Source organism: Microvirga aerilata (genome assembly GCF_016743775.1).
Lineage (GTDB): Bacteria > Pseudomonadota > Alphaproteobacteria > Rhizobiales > Beijerinckiaceae > Microvirga > Microvirga aerilata.
Genome location: NZ_JAEQMY010000044.1, coordinates 1 through 19,988, shown reverse-complemented (window position 1 = coordinate 19,988; position 19,988 = coordinate 1). Strand labels below are relative to the sequence as shown.

The 19,988-nt window shown below is 56.7% G+C and carries 19 protein-coding genes and 3 pseudogenes; 14 read left to right on the top strand and 8 right to left on the bottom strand.

Going from position 1 to position 19,988, the window contains the following annotated elements; all coding sequences use genetic code 11:
* Positions 1-227 precede the first annotated feature (227 nt).
* Positions 228-425 carry a DUF2934 domain-containing protein gene (locus JKG68_RS21600; protein ID WP_202063426.1) on the top strand — a complete coding sequence of 66 codons (198 nt, stop codon included), beginning with the start codon at positions 228-230 and terminating at the stop codon, positions 423-425.
* 91 nt (positions 426-516) lie between these two features.
* On the opposite strand, the pseudogene JKG68_RS21595 reads toward JKG68_RS21600, so the two are convergent.
* A pseudogene (locus JKG68_RS21595) lies at positions 517-609 on the bottom strand (ParB N-terminal domain-containing protein); the annotation flags it as partial.
* A gap of 1,377 nt (positions 610-1,986) precedes the next feature.
* Between JKG68_RS21595 and JKG68_RS21590 the strand changes: the two are divergent.
* Complete coding sequence (locus JKG68_RS21590) at positions 1,987-2,991, top strand: calcium-binding protein (RefSeq protein ID WP_202063425.1); 1,005 nt, start codon at positions 1,987-1,989, stop codon at positions 2,989-2,991.
* A gap of 155 nt (positions 2,992-3,146) precedes the next feature.
* Entirely contained in the window at positions 3,147-3,620 is a 474-nt protein-coding gene (locus tag JKG68_RS21585; protein ID WP_202063424.1) for a hypothetical protein, read from the top strand.
* Between the two features lie 845 nt (positions 3,621-4,465).
* Here the strand turns inward: JKG68_RS21585 and JKG68_RS21580 are convergent.
* The 3 genes from JKG68_RS21580 to JKG68_RS21570 form a co-directional block, all read right to left on the bottom strand.
* Positions 4,466-4,609 (bottom strand): hypothetical protein, encoded by a 144-nt coding sequence (locus JKG68_RS21580; protein WP_202063423.1) that lies wholly within the window; start codon positions 4,607-4,609, stop codon positions 4,466-4,468.
* A 418-nt stretch (positions 4,610-5,027) separates the two neighbouring features.
* On the bottom strand, positions 5,028-5,633 hold the full coding sequence (locus JKG68_RS21575; RefSeq protein ID WP_202063422.1) for a DUF1190 domain-containing protein: 606 nt from the start codon (positions 5,631-5,633) through the stop codon (positions 5,028-5,030).
* Positions 5,634-6,061: 428 nt separating this feature from the next.
* Entirely contained in the window at positions 6,062-6,328 is a 267-nt protein-coding gene (locus tag JKG68_RS21570) for a DUF6894 family protein (protein ID WP_202063421.1), read from the bottom strand.
* A gap of 164 nt (positions 6,329-6,492) precedes the next feature.
* On the opposite strand from JKG68_RS21570, the gene JKG68_RS21565 reads away from it, so the two are divergent.
* Complete coding sequence (locus JKG68_RS21565) at positions 6,493-7,191, top strand: LuxR C-terminal-related transcriptional regulator (RefSeq protein WP_202063420.1); 699 nt, start codon at positions 6,493-6,495, stop codon at positions 7,189-7,191.
* A gap of 215 nt (positions 7,192-7,406) precedes the next feature.
* The gene (locus JKG68_RS34780) at positions 7,407-7,697 is read left to right on the top strand and encodes a PilZ domain-containing protein (protein ID WP_202063418.1); all 291 of its coding nucleotides are present in this window, start codon (positions 7,407-7,409) and stop codon (positions 7,695-7,697) included.
* Positions 7,698-7,766: 69 nt separating this feature from the next.
* Here the strand turns inward: JKG68_RS34780 and JKG68_RS21555 are convergent, their stop codons facing one another.
* Positions 7,767-8,210 carry a PilZ domain-containing protein gene (locus JKG68_RS21555; RefSeq protein WP_202063417.1) on the bottom strand — a complete coding sequence of 148 codons (444 nt, stop codon included), beginning with the start codon at positions 8,208-8,210 and terminating at the stop codon, positions 7,767-7,769.
* Positions 8,211-8,968: 758 nt separating this feature from the next.
* A complete protein-coding gene (locus JKG68_RS21550; RefSeq protein WP_202063416.1) occupies positions 8,969-10,414 on the bottom strand; it encodes a type II and III secretion system protein family protein in 1,446 nt (481 codons plus the stop codon).
* A 358-nt stretch (positions 10,415-10,772) separates the two neighbouring features.
* On the opposite strand from JKG68_RS21550, the gene JKG68_RS21545 reads away from it, so the two are divergent.
* The 5 genes from JKG68_RS21545 (at position 10,773) to JKG68_RS21525 (ending at position 14,511) form a co-directional block, all read left to right on the top strand.
* Entirely contained in the window at positions 10,773-11,297 is a 525-nt protein-coding gene (locus JKG68_RS21545; RefSeq protein ID WP_202063415.1) for a tetratricopeptide repeat protein, read from the top strand.
* Between the two features lie 203 nt (positions 11,298-11,500).
* Positions 11,501-11,677, top strand: coding sequence for a Flp family type IVb pilin (locus JKG68_RS21540; RefSeq protein WP_202063414.1), 177 nt, complete (start codon positions 11,501-11,503; stop codon positions 11,675-11,677).
* 116 nt (positions 11,678-11,793) lie between these two features.
* Positions 11,794-12,309 carry an A24 family peptidase gene (locus tag JKG68_RS21535; protein WP_312890901.1) on the top strand — a complete coding sequence of 172 codons (516 nt, stop codon included), beginning with the start codon at positions 11,794-11,796 and terminating at the stop codon, positions 12,307-12,309.
* 57 nt (positions 12,310-12,366) lie between these two features.
* On the top strand, positions 12,367-13,146 hold the full coding sequence (gene cpaB / locus JKG68_RS21530) for a Flp pilus assembly protein CpaB (RefSeq protein WP_202063413.1): 780 nt from the start codon (positions 12,367-12,369) through the stop codon (positions 13,144-13,146).
* Positions 13,147-13,212: 66 nt separating this feature from the next.
* On the top strand, positions 13,213-14,511 hold the full coding sequence (locus JKG68_RS21525; protein ID WP_202063412.1) for a CpaE/TadZ family protein: 1,299 nt from the start codon (positions 13,213-13,215) through the stop codon (positions 14,509-14,511).
* 3 nt (positions 14,512-14,514) lie between these two features.
* Here the strand turns inward: JKG68_RS21525 and JKG68_RS21520 are convergent, their stop codons facing one another.
* Positions 14,515-15,003: a pilus assembly protein N-terminal domain-containing protein gene (locus JKG68_RS21520; RefSeq protein WP_202063411.1), complete on the bottom strand. Its 489-nt coding sequence runs from the start codon at positions 15,001-15,003 to the stop codon at positions 14,515-14,517.
* A gap of 184 nt (positions 15,004-15,187) precedes the next feature.
* Here JKG68_RS21520 and JKG68_RS21515 point away from each other — a divergent pair, with 184 nt between their 5' ends.
* The 4 genes and pseudogenes from JKG68_RS21515 to JKG68_RS21500 form a co-directional block, all read left to right on the top strand.
* Entirely contained in the window at positions 15,188-16,678 is a 1,491-nt protein-coding gene (locus JKG68_RS21515; RefSeq protein ID WP_376773183.1) for a TadA family conjugal transfer-associated ATPase, read from the top strand.
* Between the two features lie 25 nt (positions 16,679-16,703).
* Positions 16,704-17,699, top strand: a complete 996-nt coding sequence (locus JKG68_RS21510; RefSeq protein WP_202063410.1) for a type II secretion system F family protein — start codon at positions 16,704-16,706, stop codon at positions 17,697-17,699.
* 8 nt (positions 17,700-17,707) lie between these two features.
* Positions 17,708-18,679 carry a type II secretion system F family protein gene (locus JKG68_RS21505; RefSeq protein ID WP_202063409.1) on the top strand — a complete coding sequence of 324 codons (972 nt, stop codon included), beginning with the start codon at positions 17,708-17,710 and terminating at the stop codon, positions 18,677-18,679.
* Between the two features lie 313 nt (positions 18,680-18,992).
* Positions 18,993-19,617, top strand: a pseudogene (locus JKG68_RS21500) (DDE-type integrase/transposase/recombinase); the annotation flags it as partial.
* A gap of 95 nt (positions 19,618-19,712) precedes the next feature.
* On the opposite strand, the pseudogene JKG68_RS35165 reads toward JKG68_RS21500, so the two are convergent.
* Positions 19,713-19,916 (bottom strand): annotated as a pseudogene (locus tag JKG68_RS35165) (IS110 family RNA-guided transposase); the annotation flags it as partial.
* Positions 19,917-19,988: the final 72 nt, after the last annotated feature.

Sequence of the window (19,988 nt, the reverse complement as noted above, 5' to 3'; positions counted from 1 at the left end):
CACGAAAAAGAGTAACAAGATGGACAGCAAGCACAACAGCAGTTCATTGGGTCTTTGACAGACTGACGTAATCGGGCAGAGGAGATTCGACAGGTCCACCTCCAGAACCCTGACGATCAGCACTATGAGAAAAACGACGCCGCCGCGAAACCCTGAGCTTCAGATCGAACTGCTGCTATCCGCGTGTTGGAACCGTGGCCCGCATCACAAGTCCAGAGGAAGCCATCATGCCGGATCGGGAAGAGCGGATCCAGAAAGATCGGGAGGAGCGAATCCGGGAAGAAAGGATCAGGCTGCGCGCCTTGAAGATCTGGAGAGAGCAAGGCTGCCCAGATGGACGCGCGCGAGAACATTGGAAGCAGGCAGAGCGCGAAGTGGGTGGCTATGACGGCCGTGAAGCAGGCGGTGGGAATCCAACCGATTAAGCCTCCTCAGCGCAGATCCGATGACGAGTAATCCTGACGGATCCGGAGTAGGCACCGTTGTCTTCCCGAGGGACTTGCAGGCCTCCAGTCAGTGCAAGCCTTCCACCAGAACAAAGCGGTTGCCGTCCGGCCGCACGAGAATGGGTGCTTCCTGCCCCTTCTCCATCATGCTCTCTGCAAGCGCCTCCACGTTCTGCGGCAGAGGCTTGGGACCGCCGGCTCCCAGCTCGCGCGAGACAGACGAGACAGAATAGTCCGCGCCGGCATGCTCACCCTTGCCGTTTGCGGTGTGGCGGTTCTCGCCGGGATGGCCGTCTATCTCATCTGCCTGTCTCCGCCGCTCCAGGACAGTGACCCGGGGGTGAGCGCAATACGGTCCTGGATTAAGTAAGCACGGAGGCGGCGCCCCGCACTTCTCGGGGCGGTTCCAAACAGAGTACTATGCAAATTACGGCTTTCGCACGAGCCAGTTGCGGATAACAGAAGCGGCGGCAAACAGGGTTGCTCCGGCGACTGCACCAACCACAGCCTCGATGAGAACATGGGCGAACAGGTTCTCTCCCGGACTATGCTGCCAAGAGGCGGGACAGAAGGCATGGCAGAATTGTTCAAGCATCCCCAGGACTATGCCCAGCAAAGCGCCGTAAACTGCCAGATGCGCCGTATCCCACCGCCTTTTCGATCTAAGCCTACTTCTCATCCTCCAGTGCTTACAGCCACAATCCACCTGAGGCTAGGCTTGGTCCCAGGTTCCCGCCCTGAGGAGTTCCATCATCCCTTGATGTGAACTCGCGCGGCCGCAACTGAGCACAGCGGACTGAAGTCTAGGCGATGGTGAGGATGACCGTTGCGTTTCTGGTCCACCCGCAAGGTCTGAGTGTGCGTATCAGACCGCCGGAGGCCGCTCTCCCGAGCCTCTGGCGATCATACGTTCCATACAATGGATAATGCCGTCACGTCACAGGTGTTTGAGTGAAGCCCCTGCGAGTTCCTATGCCGGATCAGACTCTTGGTGTTGGGCTATTCCCTTGGACCTGGTGCTTGGGCAAAGCCCTGTACCTAAAGCTTGTCTACCGGAACTCACAGGGAGCCGCAGGCTTGGAACGCTTTGTGGTCACGCAAACAAGGGAGGGTCTCTGGTCGGTCTCGTATGATGGAGAGACGTTCGCCACCTACTCAACCGAAGAGGAAGCACTCTCGGTCACATTCAGACGCGCCGCGGAGCGGACACGAGCAGGGATCAAATCAGTCGTTGTCATCACGTGGGAGAGCGAGGACCATATCTGCGGAACCACCCTGCCCAAGGATGAAACCAGAATTTTCTGCACGGAGTGGCTGACCCGGAGCGCCGCGGCTCACGTTCCATACCGGACCTTGTGCAAAGTTGCCTCGTTCTATATGCGGCATCAATAGCCACACACAGCCGGGCTTTATCAGTTACACCGCTCCCATGACACCCAGGGTCTTCTTCCGCTAGGCCGCGTGGCTGCTCGTCCTGGTAATTGCGACTTTCACCCTAGCACAAGTCGAATTTCGGCCTGTTACAGCGGCTCCGGTTAGCTTGGAGCGATTTGCGGCCTTTGCCACCATTCTGCTGTCATCAAGCGACGACCATCGGCCGCTCGATCAACTCCGCGCTAGCCTGTTCCATTCCGATGATCCAGATGGCCCGACCCTTCGCCTGGACCAGATAGAATATGGCGGAGCGCTGCTGACCAATGACGATGATCGGTCAGCCTTTATCTACGGTGCCTGGGTTCCGGCAAGCGTGACCCCAAACCTCGCCTATGGCACCGCTGACGAGGACAGGCTGGTGCTGCGAAGCGACGTGTCTGTGGCCTGGGGCGGATTGGGTGAGGACACCATCCACGTGAGAAGCGGCACCGCCTTTGTCTGGGGCCGGCAGGGCGATGACAACATCGCTAGCAATCGTGGCCGTGACGTGGTGTTTGGCGGAGTGGGCGATGACACGATCAGCGGTGCAGGCGGAGCCGACTTCCTGAGCGGGGACTATGGGGACGACACGATCTCGGGCGGCGCGGGTGATGACCGGGTGGAGGGTGGCCTTGGCAACGATCTGATCCGGGGCAACAACGGCAGAGACATTCTGGATGCCGGTGGTGGCGTGGACAAGGTCTTTGGCGGCTCGGGCAATGACGTAATTTTCTCCGGAACTGGGCAGTTTGACGAGAACTTCGAGTTGGAGCGTTCGGTCAGCGATGGCGGCTCGAGCGATGACGTGATCTTTGCCCGCTTTGATGCCATTCTGACCGGTGGGCGGGGAGCTGACATCTTCGCGCTGGGCAATCCGTTTGGCACCCTGGACAACCTCGGCGGATTGACGGTGAAGGACTTCCGGCCCGGGACGGACGATCTGGTGATCTTTGCTGGGGAGGCGGGGCAGTATGACACCTTCGAGGAGATCATGGCGCGAGGCGAGCAGGTCGGGGACGACGTGGTGTTCGACTTCTTCCCCGCCAGCGTTAAAGACCTGCCGTCGCTGGTGCTCGAAGACCTGAGAGTGGGCCAACTCACATCCGGAGATTTCTTGTTCGGGGACTTTTAACGCGGCCCAGTTCCATTCAAACGATTACGCGAAATTGCGGTGCCGGTTTTCACGCGCGGCCCAAGTGCCCCTTCGCCACCCTCTAAACATATAGAAATAGCCTTGACCCGGCGGCGGTCATCCTCTATTCTAACGATCTAGAATTAGAGGACACCTTGAAATCGACCACCATCATGTTACCCGGCGCACGCGTCGCACAGTTGCGCGCTCTTGCCGAGGCTGATGGCACCACGATCAGCGAAGTGATCGATCGCCTGATCAACGCCGAGATCGCCGCCGGCCGCCTCCCCGACCGCCTCCCCGGCTTCGACGTGGTCCCAACCGCAGGCCGCGTGTTCCTGAGTATGCAGACCTTCACCTTCCCGGCCATGAGCCCCGCGCAGGCCCGGAAGATCGCCGATATATTGGACGAGTTCGGCACCGACAAGGAGGGCGGCAAGAAGGCCACCTTCGGCAAGGGTGACGACGAGATAAGCTTCAAGATCGCCCGCAAGGGACGCGGCATCATCATCGCCGGCGATGACGTGCAGACCGGCCGCACCATGAAGGCCACCGTCACCCCCGGCATGGCCCGCGACTTGGCCCGCATCATTCGCACCGAGGCTACCAAGGCCGCCAAGCACCGATAAAAAGCGCCTGATTGACAGTGCTTCCCCTCATGCACGTCGAAGTAGAACCGCGGGACCCAACCTTCCCTAAACTGATCCGTACTAACTAAGGGGGAAAGTGAATTATCAAAAACTGCGGTGCTGGTTTTCGCGTGCGTGGCACCGGTGGGGTGATAGGCCATCTGGTCGATGTTCACGCGCCCACGCGGATGGTTGGTCCCTAAGCCAGGGGCACTATGAAACTCAAAAATCGCGATCTAACCGAAGCGGAGCAGAGGCTTGGGGCCACTGGTTCCCAACTCTTGCAGGGAAACAAAATTGTACGCGCCGCATTGCTCGCCTTCGCCGTCCTTGGTGGGGCGACTCTCACCTGGATGGCTGTCTATCTCATCTGCCTGTCGCCACTCCAAGAGGATGACACGGGAGCGAGCATAATGCGCACCTGGAGAAGCATCCCTTAGAGACGCGGTGCCCGCCCTTCTCGATATTATCGTTTCTGCATGAGCCAGTTGCGGATCACAGAAACGGCGGCGAACAATGCAGCACCAGCCACTACCCGGAAGGGTATCGTCCAGAGGACATGCTCAAGCAGTCCATCTTCGGGAGTTTGGCTCCAGAAGGCATGGACGTACGCGTGGATGATACTCACGACAACGCCGAGCACCGCTCCGTAACCCGCGAGGCGTCTCGTGTTCCAAGGCATTGCCGATCCAAGCTCGTTGTTGGTTAACATACGTTAGAGCGCCAGATCGACTTAACACCCGCTTAATCCGAACTGACCCCTGAAGACCTCCATACATGGCTTCATGACAAATTGCGCGGCCGCATCTGAGCACCGCAGACCAAAGGTCCAGGTAATCGTCGGACTAAAGGCAGATCTCAATCATTTCGCCGGCGACTAGCGTGAGAATGACCGTCACGTGTTGCCCCTGCGTCTGGGCGGTCGGACTGCCGGAGGTGCCCCCCGCCTCCGGCGGTCTTTCCTGCGCCCGCGCAAGTGCGGCAGTCATGGGCCGTCTGGTCGATGTTAACGCGCACACGAAGGTGGTAGGTGCCTCTTCGAAAATCTGGGGCACCATGAAACTCAAAATCGCGACTTGAACGAAGCGGAGCAGAGGCTTGGGGCCGCTGGCTCCCAGCTCTTGCAGGAAAACAGAAATGTACGCGCCGCCTTGCTCGCCCTTGCCGTCATTGGGGTGGCGGTTCTCGCCTGGATGGTTGTCTATCTCATCTGCCTGTCTCCGCCGCCTCGGTCACATTCAAACGCGCCGCGGAGCGGACACAAGCAAGGATCAAAACAGTCGTTGTCAGCACCCGGGAGGACGAGGTCTGCAGAACCACCCTGCCCAAAGACGCAACCTGATTTTTCTGCAGGCCCCGGATGCCAAAGACGGATTCGCAGGCACGGCGGCGACCTGAGCCGGAGGATCAATGAGCCGGAGGATCAACCCGCCCCCGCAGCGTCCACGTTGTCCCCTCTGCCGCCCTCGATTGCTCTGGCGGCCGCTGCGCCGCTGCCCATCGTGCCTGGGCATCCTCTTGCTTAACCGTGGAGCGATAATCTTGACGTTCTAGGACAGTGCGCCGCCCGAAGCTGACGGCGGGGTGACTGCCGTCGAGAACGGGAACGGCTGTTCGATCCTGGACCGAGCTCACGCTTACCTGAACTCCCTTCAATGCAGGAGCATACCGAGGTGCCTTCGGATCGGGAGGCTCGGCAAAGCTGATGACGCAGCGGCGGAACACTCGCTCGCACTCATCCTTTACGCCGAAGACGGGCGCGCCGTCATAGTACTCGGCTTCGGCGTTGGCGAAAGCATTCTGGCATTCCTCCGGGGACAACAGGCTGTCGGCCTGGCACGCTCGGCTCGTGATGTAGAGCTTAGTGCGGACTTCAGCCTGAAGCGGAGGTGAGACAAGCACGAGGCCAGACAGCACCAAAATCGCGTGGCGAGTGGCGGCCTGCGAGCATCGCATCATCATCCTCCCTGTGGCCCATGGAGAGCGCCCATCGGGCAGGACTATCCAGTCCATCGGAGACTCCTGCATCCTAATCCTGCTGCCTGCCCTAAGCCATCTGTGAAACAGTGACGGGATAGGTGTCAAGCACAGCCAAGGGTGCTGGTTGACAGGACCGCTTATCTCGTCCCGACAGCCTTCCACCAGGGATCCGGTGCTCGACACCCGGAGGCCCTTCGGATGGGAGCGCCAGTGGTGTGCTGGTTAGGACGTGGAATATTGGAACGGGCCATCCGGTGAAGCACCGTACACCGCCGACGCCCCGCGACCCGAATCAGTTCTCACGATTAATGACTGATCTACCTATTGCTCGGACAACGTTAACACCGCTCCGGCTGTATCGGGGCAGGTTATGGACCGGAGAACACAGGGATCATGACCGGCTGTACGGCCTAGTTGTGCCGGTACTCTGCGAGGCCACACGCCGATTGGTGTGCCACAGCCTAATGCAGGGAGAGGGGAACCACGGCGAGATTCGACAGGTAGCGCCAAGTGTTTAAACTCGCTTGAACAGGTGTCATCAATACGGTTCGGCCCTCGCTATCGGTCACCTCGAGCCGCATAGGAGAACACCTCGACGTGTCCCGAACAAATTCATCGACACTGCGGATCGCTTCCAGCCACAACGCGACCTCTCCAGAAAGCTCGATGCCATCCTCATCTTCAATCAGCCCGAGATCGTCTCTGATGTTGAAGAAATAGGTTCTCATCCAAACTCTCGCCGAATCCCGCAGTCTCGCTTGAACACTACCTAGATGAGTTTCTGATAGGCGGCTACTCGGCCGGAAGGCTTAGTCCCCTTCGTATGGAACGTAACTGTTCTGAAATCTTTCTTATTCTAAATCTTCGAGGGTAATCCTTCTGGAGGAGTTTGATGGAAAGGCTTGGCAAGACTGCTCTGATTGCCGATCCAAATGAGTTTTACCGATTAGGTGTTGGGACGCTCCTGACTAGCAGGTTAGGCTTCGGATCGGTTGTGGAGGCGGCATTTTTGGATGAAGCTCTCGATAGGCTTGCCGAAGTGGATGGCATTTCATTGGCTTTGTTTGATCTGGCTCTGCCCGATGTGAAGAGCGCCGCCTGCCTTGCGGCCGTGCGCCAATGCTTCCCGCAAACCAAGACTGTTGTTCTGTCGTTTTCGGATCGTAAGCAGGATATTCTGACAGCTTTGGAAGCTGGCGTCCACGGCTTTATTCCAAAGCGCATGAAGCCCGCCGAACTCACCAGTGCCTTGGATCTCATCCTTCGCGGTCAAATTTATGTTCCCTCCTCGGTGACTGCTCTCTCATCGCCATCAATGGAGATGCAACAATCACATGACACGGCCTTGAGAAGTTCCTCAACCACTGATCTCACCCCACGTCAAAGGGAGGTTCTGACGCTTCTCGTGCAAGGGAAGTCCAACAAAGAGATTGCGAAAACCCTGAACCTCGGCGAAGGCACGGTCAAAGTGCATATGGCAGCGCTGTTTCGCACCTTTGGTGTCAACTCACGAGCTGCTGTTGCAGTGGCAGGCTTACACTTGACCGGCAAGCTGATCCTGCAGAAGCCGAGGGGAGCAGATCGGCCCTAACACCCACGGACGGTGCATCCGTTTGGGGCCATTCATGCGGAGCCACTGTTCCGGGCCGGATGCGCGGTCATTGTAGGTCAGCCTGTTACCGCTGTGATGCTGGCTTTTTGGTGGCGCGTCGATCAGCATCTCTAACCTTCCGTTAATAGACTTGCGTCAATCTGCCTCATCACCAGGCGACTGACAGCCTGCGGGAGATCACAGGAGGGATCGTGATGAATGAGCGACGTGCAAGCAAACGGTGGCGCACTGTTCTCAAAGCGCAGATAGTGGCGGACAGTGAATTGTCGCCCACTGAGTTCATCGTGCGGGATCTGTCTGACACTGGGGCTCGGATCTATTTCGCTGATGCCGATACACTGCCACCTGAATTCAAGATCGAAATTCCGAGTAAAGGATTGCAGGTCCGGTCTCGCCTTGTCTGGAGCCGAGGTGCCAATCACGGTGTCATGTTCTTGGAAAAGGTGAGAGTTTGGACGGATCCTCTGCGCGCGGCTGCAGCTTAGTTTCAATGGGCGCTCCAACCTTGTGGAGCATAAGAGGTCAGACTGAATTCCAGTAGTTGCCGAGCAAGCTTAGTAATCAACCTCCAGCTTCAGCCGAACTGTCTCGGCCGGCACACCCGCAATCTGCGCAATCCGGCTACGGGCCTCTTCCAGTACATCCTGGATCCTAACCGCGGGTCCGTCGCCGGTGACCTCTTGAGGGAGGCTCTTCGCCAGGGACTCAGGCTCCCCACGCAGGACGGAGGAGTTGCTGGGCGTCGCCTGTTCTGCGTCCAAGAACAGGAGACCGTGGTTTGCACCATTGGACCACATCACTTTGGCGCGGGTTGACAACCCCTTCTTTGGGATTTCCAACTCGAGCTCCGCTGGGAGTGAGAGAGGGTGCGAGAAGGTGATCTGCGCCCCAGTGTCGGAGAGATCCCGTATCGTGCAGTCGATCAGCGAACAGCGACTATTGAAGACTACCCGTCCGTTAAGGATGGTTCGGGCGCGCGGCGAGCGACGATGCTCCATGAGGCCTTTTCCTCTCCGGCTCAAGTGGAAAACCCGCAAGATCAGTCGAGTTCATTCACCCGCACTGGGAAGTCAGATTTTCAAGGCTTGCGTGTCTCAGAAGTCCTGTGCCTCGTCAAGAACAAAGGCCGCTGTTCGGAACGGGCTTACCGCGTGAGGCGGGGTCTGCTTGATCTCTCGGACGCCTGCCGCCCTTCAAGTTCACCTCTCTGTAGGTTATTCGCAAGCCGTATCTACAGGTCACTTCTGTCGGACTACGAGCTCTTGCTGCGCCCCCAACGGATATCAATGAATAATCGGATTGGAGCCTTGAGGCTATCAGTGCTGCTATAGAGCCCTCGTTGAAGGCAGCGCCTGGTATTTGATGACGGGTGCTCCCAAATGACCGCTTTGACTAGGGTCATACCCTCGCTCCCCTTATCACCTGAAAGCGAGTCTGGTTGGACTGGCTCACCCGGCGGTTTTACTGCTGCGTCGCGGACGCTTCACCCCCTCCTTCCGGGGCTGTCGCCCCAGAGGTGCCGGCATCTGCGCTGCCGGCACTATAGCGCCGAATCACACCAGCGGTACGCTGTCCATCACCAGAGATGTTGGTGTTCCCTACGTAAGGCGGCCATGGGTCAGCAATATGAACCACCTTGTTCCAGGCTTGAGCATCACCAGCCCTCAATGTGATTGTGTCACGGCGCTCCATATAGTCCACGCATCCGCCCAGTCCGGCGAGCAGGAGAACCCCCGCAGGGACTCCGAGCCAGCCTTTAATCTTTGACAACTTTTTTGCTAACATTACGCTTCCCCGGCTTGAGTTTGACGATGTGGCCATAAGGCCCGGTCACCCCTGCCCCGCTGGCAACCCGTGCCTGCGTGGCGCTGTTGACCTCAAGTGCACCCATCAGGAAAAATTCGAGATCGTTGCTGGGCTTGCTGCCGTCAAGCGGGGTACGGAGTGGCCGCCCAGGCTTCGCAGGTTTGACCAGCCGCGGGGTGACGATGATGACCAAGTCGGTTTCCTGCTCCTGGAACGAGGATGAGCTGAAGAGTGCACCGATGATGGGCAACTGACCGAGCCACGGGATCTGCTCGCGATTTTTCGAATGTACGCTCTGGAGGAGCCCTGCCATTGCAAAGCTTTGACCGTCCCTAACCTCAATGGAGGTGCTAGCGCGCCGGGTAATAAAACCCGGAATTGAAATCGCTCCGGTGCTGACCCTGATCGAGTTATCGATCTGGCTGACCTCAGGCTCCAGCTTTAGGTTGATCAACCCGTTGTCGAGGACCACCGGAGTGAAATTGAGCCGCACGCCGTATTCCTTGTAAGTTACCGTAATCCTGTCGTCATCAGCAGATACTGGGATGGGAATCTCCCCACCTGCAAGGAAGCTGGCTTTCTCGCCGGAAAGAGCAATGAGATTTGGCTCCGCTAACCGGCGCGCCAAGCCCTTATCTTCGAGCGCCTGCACTAGGATGTCGGCGCTGACTCCGCCACTGAGAACCTGTGCGATCAAGGTGCCGAACGGTGTGCTGCCGCTGGCGAGAAGCGGGTTAAAGGTAACGCCGGATTGTCCAGTGCCGCTCCCCGGGTTAAAATTACCGGTCCTGACATCCTGCCTTGATCCCCGCGTATACCAACTGACCCCAAGCTCGCGGCCGGCCGTGCGGTTGGCCTCAATGAAGCGCACCTCCAGCATCACCTGTTGTCCGCCGGTTACCCGGAGCGCATTAATGACACCGTCCGAACTGTACTGTTCAGCAATTTCTAGGGTTTTTCGCAAGCTAATGCTGTCCGGAACCGTCCCACTCAACCGCAGGCGGCCGTTGACCGTCGCGACGTTGACATTTGCCTGCGGAATGGTTTCCTGGATGACTTTAGCGAGATCTGGCGTATCGGCCCCAACCTCCACGTTTGCAATCCCTAACAACTCATCGCCTGCGCCGTAGACTGCAACATTGGTCCGGCCTTCTGCCTTGCCAAGCACATAAAGGGAGCGGCTCGTCAGCGGAACGGCACTAACGATTTCTGGATTGCCGACAACCACCCGCCCAAAATCGATAGAGGTTCTGGCAGTGACGAACTGCCCCTGTGGTACGTTGAGTTCACCAGCAGCACGTCCACTGTTAAAGTGAAGAAGCTGCTCTTGGGCATGAGCGCAGGGAGCCACCAGCGCCAATCCGGCCAGCACGGTTATGAGAGAGAGAGCATACACACTCCCGTCCAGAGCCGCGTAGCAATGCGCCAAAACACACTTTAATCGCATACCAAAGGCTCGCTCTGCTGGCGCCACACGCATGTCGTGAAGTATCAGAAGAGAATCGATTCCTGCTGATACTTCAGAACTTACTCAGATGTGATCGAACATGGTTAAGGGACTGTAAAGGAGTGCAGCCTTAAACAAGCTGCGTTGGCTTTGATTTGTCTCTTAAGCGTCATAGGGCGCCTCGGGGGCTTCGGTTCGACTATGAGGCTTTGCACCAATGGGTCTCTGTCGACTGTCTTAGGCAGCACGACACAGGCCTCTGACAGATATGAAGACAAACGGGGGCAACTGCGTGAGGAGCAGGCGGATGGTAGCAATAAGCAAGATTGAACATATGGTGACAATTGGGTTGCTTGTGTGCGCTATGCCTTTCCTGACAGCCTGCAACAGCAGCAGCAGCCTCTCAAGCTTTGGGAATAGTCCGGCCGAAATTGCCCTTCCGGATCATGTTGAGCCCTACCCTGACGGGGAGGTTCTTAAAGTCGCCAAACTTCAGTTTTCCGATGGCAACTATGGCCACGCTGCCCGTTATTACGAGCGAGCGGTCGAGGTTTCCCCTAATAACGCGGAAGCATGGCTCGGGTTAGCAGCATCCTACGATCGGGTTCGCCGCTTCGACCTTGCCGACCGAGCCTATCACGAACTAGAACGCCTGATCGGACGCCAGACGGAATACTATAACAACGTAGGTTACTCTCACTTGCTGCGTGGCGATCTGACCAAGGCACGTTTCAATCTTTTGAAGGCTTATGAGCTTGACCCAACCAACGCTGCGGTAAACAACAATTTGGAAATGCTGCGAAGCAGCTCCGCCCAGAGCACAAAGAGCTGAGAGCTGATTGCATCGGTCATCTTGCCGACCTGCAGAGACGTTAGGCCGTTCGGCCGAACCTCGGACAAAGGGCGTTCTAGACCGTCAGGCCGAATGGACGAGCTCATAAAAAATGTTCTTAGTTCAGGTCACACGGCCAAAGGGCTTGTGGGGGCACATCAGCGATGCGCCAGACCAGTGAACCTAGTTGAGGAACAAACACTATGAAATCGCTTCTTTCGCGCTTCATCAAGAACGAATCCGGCGCCACCGCTATCGAATACGGACTTATCGCTGCAGGTCTAGCAGTAATTGTCATCCTTGTTTTCGGTAAGGATGGAGTGGTTCAAGAAGCTCTCAATGCTGCTTTCGCTAAGGTCACGACTGCGATTAAAACCTAAGGTTGGCAACTGACTACCTGCTCTAAGGCTTGAAGCAGAGAGGCAATAGCTACCTCCTGCTTCAAGCTGCTGGAGATCTCTAGCATATCTGGCCTGAAGTATATTGAGAGGCATTGGTGTCGATTTCCGTAACTGCCGCGCTCGTAGCTAGTTTTAGCTTTGTATTCGCCGTTGTTTGGGCGGGTATTGTGGACCTCCTCACGTTTAAAATCCGCAACGAGCTTGTTCTTTTTTTAATCGGTGTCTACGCCGCACTGGCGCCACTGGCAGGCTGGACGTTAGCCGAAATCGGGATTAACGCCGCTGTAGCTGGCTGTGCATTGGCGCTTTCGCTGATTTGCTTTGGGCTCGGCTGGATCGGCGGGGGTGACGCAAAATTGGCCTCGATTGTTGTACTCTGGCTCGGCGCTGAGCACACAACAGCCTACCTTGCATATGCCGCTTTAATCGGTGGTGTGCTATCACTGGCTCTTCTTCAATTCCGGTTGATGGTGCTGCCGGCATTCTGTCTTAGGACTCCGTGGATCATTCACCTTCATGACCGAGGGACAGGCGTTCCCTATGGCGTGCCCCTCGCGGTAGCTGCTCTCGTTATCTTTCCAGACACGCTTTGGATGAATACCCTACTCTAAGCGTGTAACCTGGACGAGCGAGAGTCGTGCTCGCGCCAAGCAGCAAGGCGTCTGACGATGATGCGTATAATTGTTCTCGTTGTAGCCCTGACTGCAGGTGGTCTTGCCGGCTGGCTTGCACTGTCGTTTAGGACTAGCGCCACAGTAACTAAGGCTGAAGTCTACGTCCCTCCGGTGCAGATGACGGAGGTCCTTGTGGCGTCAGCTATGATTCCTCAGGGCCAAGCGTTGACGGAAGACGTCCTGCGCTGGCAGGCTTGGCCGGCGGAAGTCGCCAGTCAAGATTTTATTACACGCCCAAAAAAGCCGGATGCCACTAAATTTCTGGCTGGGATGCTGGTGCGTAGCCAATTTGTTTCCGGCGAGCCGATCCGGGAGGCAAAGCTTTCGCCTAGTTCGTCCAACCTCCTCGCCTCAATTCTCGAACCGGGCAAGCGGGCTGTAGCCATCCGCGTGTCCGTTGAGAGCACTGCCGGTGGCTTGATCCTCCCAAATGATCGAGTTGATGTAATCCAGACCGTCAGTCGGCCGGGAGATGATCGAAGCGAGAATTTGAGCCGTATCCTCCTTACCAATATTCGTGTACTGGCCGTTGACCAAAAGGTTGATCAGCAAACGGACGGTACCAAAGGTTCCGGTGTCGCCATCGGCAAAACAGCCACACTTGAGTTGAGTCCCGTTCAAGCAGAAGCCATCGCGGCAGGTCAAGCTGTCGGCGTTCTCTCGCTGGCTCTGCGCTCGGTTTCTGACAGCAACGAGGAGTCTACCCTGCCAAGCAAAAGTCCCATCCCGGTGCGCATTCTGCGCGCTGGGCAGAGCGAAGTGGTTCGATTCTAAACTCCAGGATAAGCACGATTCGAACGATGCAACACAAAAGACCTGCCCTCGGATGACGGAGCGTGCATGCGTATGAAGGATGTTAATCAGCACGAGCGTGATCGCAGCTTATCGTGCACCTCCCTCGCTGACGGAACAATAGCCCGCGAGAGCGTGAAAATTCCACGCATCGTCATTCACGCCTTCTGTGATAGCGCTGATGCCGCCGCAGCCATCGAGCAGGCAGCGGCTGACCGGCTCATGACGCGTACGCATGTCGCCGTTCAACTCGGCGGTATCGTGACGGCTACGGAGCTTTACCAAAACACTCCAACCCCTGACGTTGTCATAGTCCAAAGTCACCTTGATCCCCAGGCCTACTTGGCCGGGATCGATCGTCTCGCAGAGGTGTGCTACACTGGCACGAAAGTCATGGCAATCGGTGAGGTGAACGACATCTCGTTTTATCGTGAACTTATGCGCCGTGGTGTCAGCGAGTACATTTTGGGGCCAATCGAGCCCGTTTTGCTAATTTCATCTGTCGCAAGAATGTACGGCGAGGCTTATTCAGGTAAATTCGGTCAGGTTCACGCGTTCATAGGTGCCAAGGGCGGTGTTGGCTCGTCCACCCTTTCACATAATGTAGGATGGACGATTGCGCGAGAGCTAGGCTCGAATGTCATAATGGCGGATTTGGACCTTCCCTTCGGCACGGCCGGCCTCGACTTCAATCTCGATGCGAACCAAGGGGTTGCTGACGCGATCCAAGCTACGAGCCGTCTCGATGAAGTCCTGCTGGACAGGTTGCTTCAGAAATGCGGCGAGCACCTAAGCTTGCTGTCCGCGCCGGCGGCGCTCGAAGCAACCTATGATGTAAATGAAGAGGCGGTCGAGCAGTTGATAGAAGTGGCGCAGAAAAGTGCTCCTTTCCTCATCCTGGATATGCCCCATCTCTGGACCAAATGGGCTAAGAAGACAGTAGTGGCAGCAACCGATATTGTCATCACAGCCGCCCCTGACCTTGCTAATTTACGGAACACTAAAAGTCTGATCCATGTGCTTCGGCATGCTCGCCCCCATGACCCGCCACCAAAGCTCGTTCTGAACCAAATTGGTATGACGAAGCGGCCCGAAATCAAGGTGAACGACTTCATTAAGGCTGTCGACATTCAGCCGACGGCGTGCATACCGTTTGATGCGCATCTGTTTGGAACCGCCTCAAACAAGGGGCAGGTGGTTGCGGAAGCTTCTACCAAAGGTCCCGCCATCAACGCGTTTCGGGAGATTGCAGATGCAATTACAGGGCGACAGGGGATGAAGCGTAGGAATACCGCACGTTTCGGACTGAGAAATTTGCTTGGAAGGGCCGGAAGGAAGCCGACCTAAGTTTCACTTGCTGTTCGTCGTTTGAGCAACTGGCCGACAGGTTCCGGCACAAGTGTAGACCTGCTGCGCCTCGCCTTGATGCACGGTCGTTGTTTGCCGGCTATTGGCGGTGACGCTCACAACAAAATTCGCGATTTCACGTCCTGCCTCCCCTAGCACGATCATGTTGGTGGTGCCAACCGCTTTGGCGGTTAGGACGATCGTGGTCTCATCGCTGAGAGTGCCATCGGCAATCGCAGGATTCCCAATGATGATGGTCCGGGCCGGTGACTCGAATTTTAGAACTTGAGCAAAATCCAAGGTGGCGTTGATAGCAACCTCCCGGCCCACCTCGACAACCCGGCTGCTATCAGTTCTGGATAGCCTTCCGACTACTACTTCGTCAGCCGCTCCATGGCTAGGCAGAGCCAAACCGAGCAGCACCACTGAAACCACGACAGACTTCGAGTTTAGAGCTGGCATGCAGCGATCCCAATCTTCAGGTGCATCCATTTGGAGCATTCCTCCTATGGATAAGCAATTAGACCACACACCTAGTCCGTTCCTTTAACGTCCTAGGCCAAACAGCCGAATGGACCTGTCCATTTGCGACGTTCTAACTAGCACCTCAGGGCACCCGGCAACAAGATTTTCGCCAAAGAGCCGAAAGTGCAACGGCAACCACAGGTCTTCCAAGATGTTCGGCAAGAGAAGCTCGCAGGACGAGCATCCAGTATCTCAGCTACCACAGCTCCAGGGCAGCACTGCGGTGCAGCCAGCTAATCGCGTTAGTGGCATACTCGTTGCTGAACCCGAAAAGCGTGCACGCTCCACAAATGAGCTCCCCGCCAATCGACCTGATGGCGCTAAAGATACAATGAGGCAGCATCAGTCGTCACGCAAGTCGAATGAGTACTACGATCTCAAGACACAGATTTTCGCCGCTCTCATTGAAGCCATTGACCTCACCCAGCTCGGGAAGATGGACTCTGAGCAAGCTCGTAAGGCCATCGGCGAAATTGTAAATGACATTGTAGCGGCTAAGAAGGTCGTGATGTCAATTGCTGAGCAAGATGAACTCCTTCAAGACATTTGCAATGATGTTCTTGGATACGGCCCGCTCGAACCACTACTTTCGCGAGATGATATTGCTGATATCATGGTCAACGGTGCAGACACCGTGTATATTGAGGTCGCCGGGAAAGTGGAACGGACCGATGTTCACTTCCGCGACAACGCACAGTTGCTGCATATTTGCCAGCGTATTGTAAGCCAGGTGGGTCGGCGCGTGGACGAGTCCAGCCCAATTTGCGACGCACGCCTCGCGGATGGCTCTCGAGTTAACGTGATCGCACCGCCGCTTGCCATCGACGGACCATCCCTCACAATCCGCAAGTTCAAAAAAGACAAGCTCACGCTCGATCAACTCGTCAGATTTGGATCGATCACGAAAGAGGGTGCCGATGTCCTTCAGATCATCGGTCGGGTCCGCTGCAATGTCATTGTGTCTGGCGGCACCGGCTCAGGCAAGACCACGCTTCTCAACTGCTTAACGCGTTACATCGAGCCCGGCGAGCGCATCATTACCTGCGAGGATGCAGCCGAACTTCAGCTCCAGCAGCCGCATGTTGTCCGTCTGGAGACCCGCCCGCCGAATATTGAGGGCGAGGGTCAGATCACAATGCGCGATCTTATCAAAAACTGTCTACGTATGCGACCGGAGCGCATCATCGTTGGAGAGGTGCGTGGGTCCGAGGCTTTCGATCTTTTACAGGCCATGAATACCGGGCATGACGGTTCGATGGGAACACTCCATGCCAACTCGCCCCGTGAGGCACTGTCACGGATGGAATCAATGATCACGATGGGGGGATATAGCCTACCTTCGAAGACGATCCGCGAAATGATTGTATCCTCAGTGGACGTGATTATTCAGGCGGCGCGCCTCCGGGACGGGTCCCGCCGCATCACACACATCACTGAGGTGCTTGGTCTAGAAGGCGATGTGCTCATCACCCAGGACCTTTTTCTCTACGATATCATTGGGGAGGACGCGAACGGAAACATTATTGGAAGGCATCGATCGAATGGTATTGGTCGGCCCCGCTTCTGGGATCGGGCCCGCTACTATGGAGAAGAAAAACGACTTGCCGCGGCACTCGATGCCGCCGATGCAAGTATCTCATAATAGTACCCCACCGAGACGCTGACCGATGCTGACCTCCGAAAGCATGCCCATTCTAATTGCCGTGCTTGCAGCATTAGGCACAATTGGGGTGGTGATCTCATTGTTTTACTCTCGCGTTGTCAGACAGTCCGAGAGTTCCAGACGCTTCGCGGCGATAGCCGGACCAGTGGCGACAACGGATCGCCGGACAGGTCACGAGGAAACAGGACGCAAGAAGGCAATCGACGCGACTCTGAAGGAACTTGAGGAAAAGCAGAAGATTAAGCGTGGCGACAAACCCTCCCTTGCAGGGCGTCTGCGCCAAGCCGGACTCGACTGGAGCACCAGAACCTACTACGGCGCTTCCATAGGCATTGGCTTCGGATGTTTCTTTCTCGCATTTACTTCACTGGGGATCAACACGCTTACTGCAGCAGGTTTTGGAATAGCGGGAGGAATCTTATTCCCACACCTTTACGTAAGTATGACACGATCCCGTCGCCTGAATGGCTTCTCTGCCGAGTTCCCGAACGCTGTTGACGTGATTGTAAGGGGTGTCAAATCAGGTCTACCCCTTGCAGACTGCCTAAGGATCATTTCCACCGAGGCTCAGGAGCCGGTTCGCAGCGAATTCAGGATCATCATCGAGGATCAAACATTAGGCATTCCCGTGGACCAGGCCGTTCAAAGACTGTTCGAACGTATTCCGCTCCCCGAAACAAACTTTCTCGGCATTGTGATTTCCCTCCAAAGCCAGACAGGCGGCAGCCTTTCGGAAGCCCTCGGCAATCTCTCGAAGGTCCTGCGCGAGCGCAAGAAGATGAAGGCAAAAATCAAGGCCGTAAGTTCTGAAGCGAAGGCATCGGCCGCCATCATCGGAAGTCTCCCTGTCCTTGTGACCGGTCTCATTTATATGACGTCGCCTGCCTATATTAGCCTTCTTTTCACAACTCTGATCGGCAACATGGTCATCGCTGCCTCGGCTCTGTGGATGCTGATCGGGGTTCTAGTAATGCGCAAGATGATCAACTTCGACATCTGAGGCCTGTCATGAGCCCTGAAATGATCGTTCCTCAATCTGACATGATCCTGGCCTTCGCGGCGGCCATTGCTGTATTTGCTGCGACACTCCTCGTATCTTGGCCCTATCTCGTCCGCGATCAACTCGGTGCTAGGATGGCCAGGGTGGCCAGTGAACGAGAACGAATTCGGGTTCGCGAGCGTGCCCGCCTAATGGCTCAGGACCGCCCGATTTTCTTAAGAAGAGAGCCGAAAAAGCTTTTTAAGGATATTGTTGCGCGCTTCAACCTCGCCAAACAGGCGGAGGACAGCAGTCTGATCTTGTTGCTTCGCCAAGCGGGCTACCGAGGTCAGGGTCCCCTCGTGACGTATGTCGCGGCGCGTGTCCTCTCTCCAGTGGGCATGCTTTTCGCCGCAGCAATCTACATCTTCATTCTTTTAGACCTCCAGCATCCGATCGCCGTCAAACTTATGATGGTTCTTGCCGCTGCTAGCTTTGGCTACAAACTCCCATGGCTTTTCGTGAGGAACAGGATCACGAAGCGTCAGAACGCGATACGGCGGTCGTGGCCGGATGCGCTTGATCTGCTTTTGATCTGCGTCGAGTGCGGTTTAGGAATTGAGAGTGCATTGCGGAAAGTCTCAGAGGAAATTGGACTCCAGTGTGCGGAATTAGCTGAGGAACTGAGTCTAACCACCGCTGAACTCTCCTACCTTCAAGATCGTCGGAAGGCTTTTGAGAATTTAGCTGAGCGTACCGACCTCGACGGGGTTAAGAGCGTGGTGACGAGCCTAATTCAATCCGAGAAGTACGGGACCCCACTCGGTCAGTCCTTGCGTGTACTAGCGCAGGAGAACCGCGATATGCGCATGAGCGAAGCAGAGAAACGCGCTGCGGCACTGCCGCCAAAACTCACAGTTCCAATGATCCTATTCTTTCTCCCAGTCCTATTTGCAGTGATCATCACCCCTGCAGTGATTCAAGTCATGGACATAAAATAGCGAACAGTTATCTTCGTAGCTCGAACACTTTCTCAGGATGATTAGGTGTTTGGTCCCGATATAAGATGGAGCAGCTCGAGCCTGAAGCGATGCGGCTCGGTTGTGCAGATCTCGTTGATATACTCATAGGGTCGAGACCGAGCAGGGTCTTGAGCCGGCTTGCAAAGTTATAGGCAGGCAGAAAGTCGCTAGGGTGTCCTGTTAGCTGTCTGATGGCAGAGCGTTGTTGGGATCGGGTGCGTTGGGCGATTGAGAACTATACGTGGCGCTTCGATGGCTCGCGACGCCCGCCACGTGCCTGGTGGAGGATCTGATGCTCTCCCTTCATCCCCAAGCCCGCACCACCCCAGCCGTTCGCCAGGAGATTGCCGGCTCGACCGAGCCCACTGGCGTGCTGGCCCAACGCTTCAGCGTGAGCACCGAGACCGTCCGCAAGTGGCGCAAACGCGGCGCCCATGACTGCCAGGACCACTCCAGCCGGCCGCACAAGCTGCCCTGGAAGGCCACGGATGAGGAGCGCGCCATCGTCTGCGCCCTGCGCCAAGCCACCGGCTTTCCGCTCGACGATCTCACCTTCGTGGTCACGCACTTCCTACCGCCGGCGCAGCAGCGCAAGCGCAAGATCGGCACGTTCAAGGACTACGATCTTGGTTTCGTGCACATGGACATCAAGCACCTGCCCAAGCTGCAAACAGCCAAGGGCGAGCGGCTGCTCGCGCTGGGTGCATCTGGCAGTCAAGGACGACGAGCTGACCACCAGCGCGATCGCCTTCCTGAAAGAGGCGGTCCGCGCCTTCCCCTTCAAGATCCCGCATGTCCTGACCGACCGCGGCTCGTGCTTTACCGCCGATGGCTTTGAGGCAGCCTGCCGCCAGCTGAAGGTGGAGCACCGCACGAGCGAGCCGTATACACCGCGAACCACTGATGTGATCGACAAGAGCTTTTTTGCGTCAACTGGTGTATTCTCCTCTTGCGCACGGGTGACTCTGTGGCAAAGAGCAGGGCTTGAGGTGTAAACCCTGCCGCGCAGCCATTATTGTCGCTCCTCCTTTAGAGCGCCCGCGCGCACCTTTCCGGATCTCGGGCCACGAGGGCTCCAGCCAGCGACAAAGCGCGTATATGCCACCTCGGCCTGCTCAACCCAGCGCCGCTCCTGGTCACGGTGGCTCTTGAGATTGTAGGCGTGAGCTGCTCCTTTCTGGCCGCGAACTGCCGGATGTCTCGCCTTGAGTGTAAGCGCTGTTCTCAGGCCACGGCCTTGAGGTCTGGCGCAGTGGCGTAGGCCCACGGCAGCAGATCATCGAGGCGG

Coding starts and splice junctions, on each gene's coding strand:
- JKG68_RS21600 (WP_202063426.1), top strand. CDS start 228: ATGCCGGATCGGGAAGAGCGGATCCAGAAAGATCGGGAGGAGCGAATC.
- JKG68_RS21580 (WP_202063423.1), bottom strand. CDS start 4,609: ATGACTGCCGCACTTGCGCGGGCGCAGGAAAGACCGCCGGAGGCGGGG.
- JKG68_RS21575 (WP_202063422.1), bottom strand. CDS start 5,633: ATGGACTGGATAGTCCTGCCCGATGGGCGCTCTCCATGGGCCACAGGG.
- JKG68_RS21570 (WP_202063421.1), bottom strand. CDS start 6,328: ATGAGAACCTATTTCTTCAACATCAGAGACGATCTCGGGCTGATTGAA.
- JKG68_RS21565 (WP_202063420.1), top strand. CDS start 6,493: ATGGAAAGGCTTGGCAAGACTGCTCTGATTGCCGATCCAAATGAGTTT.
- JKG68_RS34780 (WP_202063418.1), top strand. CDS start 7,407: ATGAATGAGCGACGTGCAAGCAAACGGTGGCGCACTGTTCTCAAAGCG.
- JKG68_RS21555 (WP_202063417.1), bottom strand. CDS start 8,210: ATGGAGCATCGTCGCTCGCCGCGCGCCCGAACCATCCTTAACGGACGG.
- JKG68_RS21545 (WP_202063415.1), top strand. CDS start 10,773: ATGGTAGCAATAAGCAAGATTGAACATATGGTGACAATTGGGTTGCTT.
- JKG68_RS21540 (WP_202063414.1), top strand. CDS start 11,501: ATGAAATCGCTTCTTTCGCGCTTCATCAAGAACGAATCCGGCGCCACC.
- cpaB (WP_202063413.1), top strand. CDS start 12,367: ATGATGCGTATAATTGTTCTCGTTGTAGCCCTGACTGCAGGTGGTCTT.
- JKG68_RS21525 (WP_202063412.1), top strand. CDS start 13,213: ATGCGTATGAAGGATGTTAATCAGCACGAGCGTGATCGCAGCTTATCG.
- JKG68_RS21520 (WP_202063411.1), bottom strand. CDS start 15,003: ATGGATGCACCTGAAGATTGGGATCGCTGCATGCCAGCTCTAAACTCG.
- JKG68_RS21515 (WP_376773183.1), top strand. CDS start 15,188: ATGTTCGGCAAGAGAAGCTCGCAGGACGAGCATCCAGTATCTCAGCTA.
- JKG68_RS21510 (WP_202063410.1), top strand. CDS start 16,704: ATGCTGACCTCCGAAAGCATGCCCATTCTAATTGCCGTGCTTGCAGCA.
- JKG68_RS21505 (WP_202063409.1), top strand. CDS start 17,708: ATGAGCCCTGAAATGATCGTTCCTCAATCTGACATGATCCTGGCCTTC.